The sequence below is a fragment of the Frankia sp. CoBUL1 genome, from assembly GCF_978021245.1.
The window spans coordinates 1,433-6,447 of sequence record NZ_CDXDOS010000215.1 but is presented as its reverse complement, the minus strand read 5'-3'; the positions used below and the strand labels follow the sequence as shown (position 1 = coordinate 6,447).

4 protein-coding genes and 1 pseudogene are annotated in these 5,015 nt (G+C 69.8%); all 5 read left to right on the top strand.

The annotated features are described in order from the left end of the window. Positions 1-56 precede the first annotated feature (56 nt). Entirely contained in the window at positions 57-659 is a 603-nt protein-coding gene (locus tag AC08OX_RS14055; protein WP_476608238.1) for a hypothetical protein, read from the top strand. A 59-nt stretch (positions 660-718) separates the two neighbouring features. Then, entirely contained in the window at positions 719-925 is a 207-nt protein-coding gene (locus AC08OX_RS14050; RefSeq protein ID WP_476608237.1) for a formate dehydrogenase accessory sulfurtransferase FdhD, read from the top strand. A gap of 380 nt (positions 926-1,305) precedes the next feature. Beyond that, positions 1,306-2,430 (top strand): hypothetical protein, encoded by a 1,125-nt coding sequence (locus AC08OX_RS14045; protein WP_476608236.1) that lies wholly within the window; start codon positions 1,306-1,308, stop codon positions 2,428-2,430. Continuing rightward, positions 2,427-3,686, top strand: coding sequence for a toxic anion resistance protein (locus AC08OX_RS14040; RefSeq protein WP_476608235.1), 1,260 nt, complete (start codon positions 2,427-2,429; stop codon positions 3,684-3,686). The genes AC08OX_RS14045 and AC08OX_RS14040 overlap by 4 nt, the downstream gene beginning before the upstream one ends. 336 nt (positions 3,687-4,022) lie before the next feature. Continuing rightward, positions 4,023-5,015 (top strand): annotated as a pseudogene (locus tag AC08OX_RS14035) (hypothetical protein); the annotation flags it as partial.

Below are 5,015 nucleotides of genomic sequence, written 5' to 3'. Positions count from 1 at the left end.
CGTCACCGATCACAGCGTAGCGTGATCTCTGCGCGGCCCTGGGTCGGACCCTCGGCGTGAACGCCTGGCAGGTCACCAGTGAATCCGCGAACCCGGCCTACGCGCCCTTCGTGGAGAACACCATGTGGACCCAGTCCGGTGTGGTTTTCTCGACACTTAACGTGCAGGGCAGCAACAACGACCTCGTCCCGTGGTTCGGGGTGACGCCGCTGTCCGCGGAGCAGCGGAACGAGTATTCTACCAGGCTTGACGCGGACCTTGAGTGGATCAACGAGGCGTTCAACGTCGCACGCCGGACCGGGGCGCCGGGGGTCGCGCTGCTCATGCAGGCCGATATGTGGGACACCAGCGCGCTGGCCGCCGGTGGAGACGGGCTGAGTGGCTTCGATCCCATCGTCAAGCGGATCGGGACCCTCGCCGAGCATTTCGGTAAGCCGGTGCTCATCCTGCAGGGTGACTCGCACAACTTCCGGGTCGACCACCCGTTCACGAGCACGGACCCGCTCTACGGCATCCACCCGCTGGCCCCGAAGACCCTGCAGGCTCCCAACGTGACCCGCGTCGTCGTCGATGGCAGCGCTCAGGCGAACGACTACCTGAAGCTCGCGATCAACCCGGCTACCCCGGGCGTCTTCAGCTGGACTCGCGTCAACTACTGAGGGAACGAATCCTCCCACCGGCCGGGGCCGTTTCGCGGTCCCGGCCGGCCCCGGAGCCGATGAGACCGACCCGTCGGGGTGCGGTGGCTGTCGTCGGTTCCAGGCAGAAGGCGCTGATGGCCGGGGTGCCGGCGCTCGCGGCGGTCTCCGCGCCCTCGACGCTCGCGGTGGACCTCGCCGAGGAGTCGGGGATGACGCTCGCTGGGTTCGTGCGCGGTACGTCGATGAACCTCCACACCGGCGCGCACCGGGTGGTACTGGGCTGACCCCGCCTCAGCCGCCCCGCCCCAGCCGTCCCGGTCGGACCGGGTGCGCCGTTCTGGACGAGCGGAGGGCCTCACCGCAAGGTGAGGCGGCATGAGCGCCGCTATCGGGCGCTCTTATGCAACGGAGGCGGTTACCGGCACAGAGGCCGGTACGCGAGATCGGGGGCGTATCTTTGCCACTGATCCATCGGTGATGGTGGTCGTGACGGAGCCGCACAGCGCGTGGGCGATCTCGTCCCCCCTCGTCTCCCACGGACGGGCGCCGCGGCCATCCACCGTCACCAGGAAACGGTCGCGTGGGTTGAACGTGGAGAACGTGTCGCCGGGATCTACCATTATGGGGGCAGAGGGGTCAATCGGGGGATTCGGGCGGAGGGCTGGTGCGTTCGGCGCAGCGGGGCAGGACCGTCGGGCTCCTGCTGGCCGGTCTGCTCGTGATCGCGGTGGTGGCCCTGATCGTGCTCCCCCGGCTGGGGGGCGACGCCGGCGGCGGTCCGCCCGATGGCAACGTGCGGACCGTCCGGGTCCTGGCCGGTTCGGAGAAGCGGGACTTCTTCGCGGACCCCGTGGTGGGCGCCCGGCTCGCGGAGCTCGGCTACCGGCTGCAGGTCGATACCGCGGGGTCCAGGGAGATCGCCACCAGCCGCGATCTGACCCCATATGACCTGGCCTTTCCGGCCGACGCGCCGCAGGCCGACCGGATCAGGGCCGCCAGGAAGGTGACGAAGTCCTACGTCCCCTTCTTCAGCCCGATGGCGATCGCCACCTTCCAGCCGATCGCGTCACTGCTGCAGAACGCCGGGGTCGTGCGGATGGACGGCGGCCACCGCGTCCTGAACATGCGCGGCTACCTCGATCTGGTCGATAAGAACACCCGCTGGTCGGACCTGCCGGGGAACACCGCTTTCGAGACCGGCAAGTCCGTGCTCATCAGTTCGACGGATGTGCGGACGTCGAACTCCGCGGCGCTGTACCTGGCGATCGCCAGCTATGTCGAGAACGGCGGTAACGTCGTCGCCGACAGCGCCGCGGCGGATCGGGTGGCCGCCCGCTGCGCACCGCTGTTCGTCAAGCAGGGCTATGTCGAGCAGTCCACCCAGGAACCCTTCGACGACTTCCTCACCATCGGGATGGGGAAGACGCCGATGGCCATGATCTACGAGGCGCAGTTCGTCGCCCGTCAGCTCGCGAACGACGGCTCCATCAGCCCCGACATGGTCCTCATGTACCCGGAGCCAACGATCTACGCGAAGCACACAATGGTACCACTGACCGCCGATGGAGATGCCGCCGGGCGGCTGCTTGCCACCGACCCGCAGCTGCAGCGTCTCGCGGCTCAGCACGGGTTTCGTACCGCGGATGCCGCGTACGGCCGCCGCCTGGCCACCGAACGGGGTCTCGCGCCGCCGCCGTCACTGGTCGACGTGGTGGAACCGCCCACCGCCGCCATCGAGGAACGCATGATTGACAAGATTGTGAACCAGGCGCAGGGGAGACCCGGTTGACCACGCAACCGCCGGCCGCCGACCGGAATACGGCACCTGGCAATACGTCCCCCGGCGGCCTGGTGCTGACCCCGCCCGAGCCGGTGGCACCGGTGCCCCTTGACCGGGCCGAACCGGCCGTTCCGATCGATCCGGACGCCGTGGCCCGACTGGACGAGCAGGCTGGCACGTTCGCGCGCACGCTGCTGTCCATCGATGCCCACTCGCCGGCGTTCGCGTCGAAGGTCGCCGCCGTGCACCGGCTGGGGGAGAAGGAGATCCGGGAATCGGCGTCGGTGTCCAACCGGTTGCTCGGCAAGCCCACCCGGGCGATGAACTCCGGGCCCTTCGACCAGACCTCGGCGGTGTCGAAGTCCCTGGTCGAGCTGCGCCGGGTCGTGGCGGACCTCGACCCCTCCCGGCAGAATCTCGACGCCCCCAGAAAGCTGCTTGGCGTGCTCCCCTTCGGCAACCGGCTGCGGGACTACTTCGCGTCCTACCGGTCGTCGCAGGCCCACCTGGACGGGATCCTGCGCGCCCTGCAGCACGGTCAGGAGGAGCTTCGCCGGGACAACGCCGCCATCGAGCAGGAGAAGCAGAACCTGTGGGCGACGATCGGCCGGCTGCGGGAGTACGCCTACCTCGCCGGCAGACTCGACGGTGAGCTCGAGACGGGGATCGCGGCGCTCGCGGGCACCGATCCGGACCGGGCTGAGGAGCTTCGCCGGGACGTGCTGTTCTACGTCCGCCAGAAGCACCAGGACCTGCTTACCCAGCTTGCCGGAGGCGCACAGGGCTACCTTGCGTTGGACCTGCTCCGGCGCAACAACCTCGAACTCATCAAGGGTGTGGACCGGGCGAGCACCACGACCGTGTCGGCCCTGCGCACCGCGGTGATCGTCGCCCAGGCGCTGGCCGACCAGAAGCTGGTCCTTGACCAGATCTCGGCCCTGAACAGCACCACCGAGAAGATCATTTCTGGCACGTCGGAGCTGTTGCGCCGGCAGAGCGTCGACGTGCACCGGCAGGCGTCCTCGGCGACCGTCTCGCTGCGGACCCTCCAGCAGGCCTTCGCGAACATCTACGCCACCATCGACGCCATCGACGACTACCGCGCCGCCGCGCTGGACACCATGCGGACGACGGTGGACGCGCTGTCCACCGAGATCGGCAGGGCCACCGCCTACCTGGACCGGTCGGCCGCGGGCGAGCTCGGCGAGCTCGGCTCGTACCCCGACGGCGGTGGCGAGCTGACGCTGCCGGGCGGCGGCCGGTGAACCGACGGCCGCCCGCGGCCCTGCTCGCGTGTCTCCTGACGGTGCTGCTCGCGGCCGCCTGCTCGGGCGGAGGTCCGGGACCGGCGGACGGGTCCGGCACCGGCGGGTCCGGTACCGGCGAATCCGCGGGCGAACTCACCGTCCTCGCCGGCTCCGAACTCCAGGACATCCAGCCGCTGCTTCCCGATCTCACCCGGGCCCGGCGTCACCCTGCGGCTGGGCTACACCGGCACCCTGGACGGCGCCGACGCGATTACCAGGGGCACCGCCCAGGCCGACGCCGCCTGGTTCGCCTCCGACCGGTACCTGCGACTGCTGCCGAACGGCGCGACGTCCGTGGCCGCGCGATCGTCGATCATGCTGTCGCCGGTGGTGTTCGGGGTCCGACGCAGCCTGGCCTGGCAGTTCGGCTGGACCGGCAACCCGAACGTGACCTGGGCCGACATCGCCGCGAAGGTGGCGGCCGGCCAGCTCTCCTACGCCATGACGAATCCCGCGGCGTCGAACTCGGGTTTCTCCGCCCTGGTCGGGGTGGCGGCGGCACTCGCCGGCACCTCGGACGCGCTGCGCCCGCAGGACATCAGACCTGCCCAGCTGACCTCGTTCTTCTCTGGCCAGGCACTGACCGCGGGCAGTTCCGGTTTCCTGACCGACGCCTACGCCCGTTCCCAGGACACTCTCGGCGGCATGATCAACTATGAGTCGGTGCTGCTGGCCCTGAACGCCGGGCACCGGCTGCGCGAACCATTGGAGCTGATCTATCCCCGGGACGGGATCGTCACCTCCGACTACCCTCTCCTGCTGCTGCGGCCGGACAAGCGTGATCTCTATGACCGGGTCGTCAGCTGGCTGCGCCTGCCGCGGACGCAGCACCGGCTGCAGACTGCCACGAGCCGCCGGCCGGCCCTGCCCGGGGTGGCGTTGGACGCCCGGTTCCCGACGCGGACGCTCACCGAGCTGCCCTTCCCGGCGAGCCGGCAGGTCGCCGACCAGCTGCTGTCCGCCTACCTCGACCGGTTCCGGCGGCCCAGCCACGCCATCTTCCTGCTCGACGTGTCCGGGTCGATGGCCGGATCACGGATAGCGGCGCTGCGCGGACTTACCGGTGCGGACGACACGTTGTCCGGCAGGTTCGCCCGGTTCCGGGGTCGCGAGAAGATCACGATGATCACCTTCGCCGGCCGGGCCAACGACCCCGTGGACTTCGCCGTGAACGACCCGCGGCCGGGCTCCGCGGATCTGGCGGGCGTCAACACGTTCGTGGACGGCCTGCGGCTCCAGGACGGCACCGCGATCTACTCGGCGCTGGAGGCCGGCTACCGGGCCGCC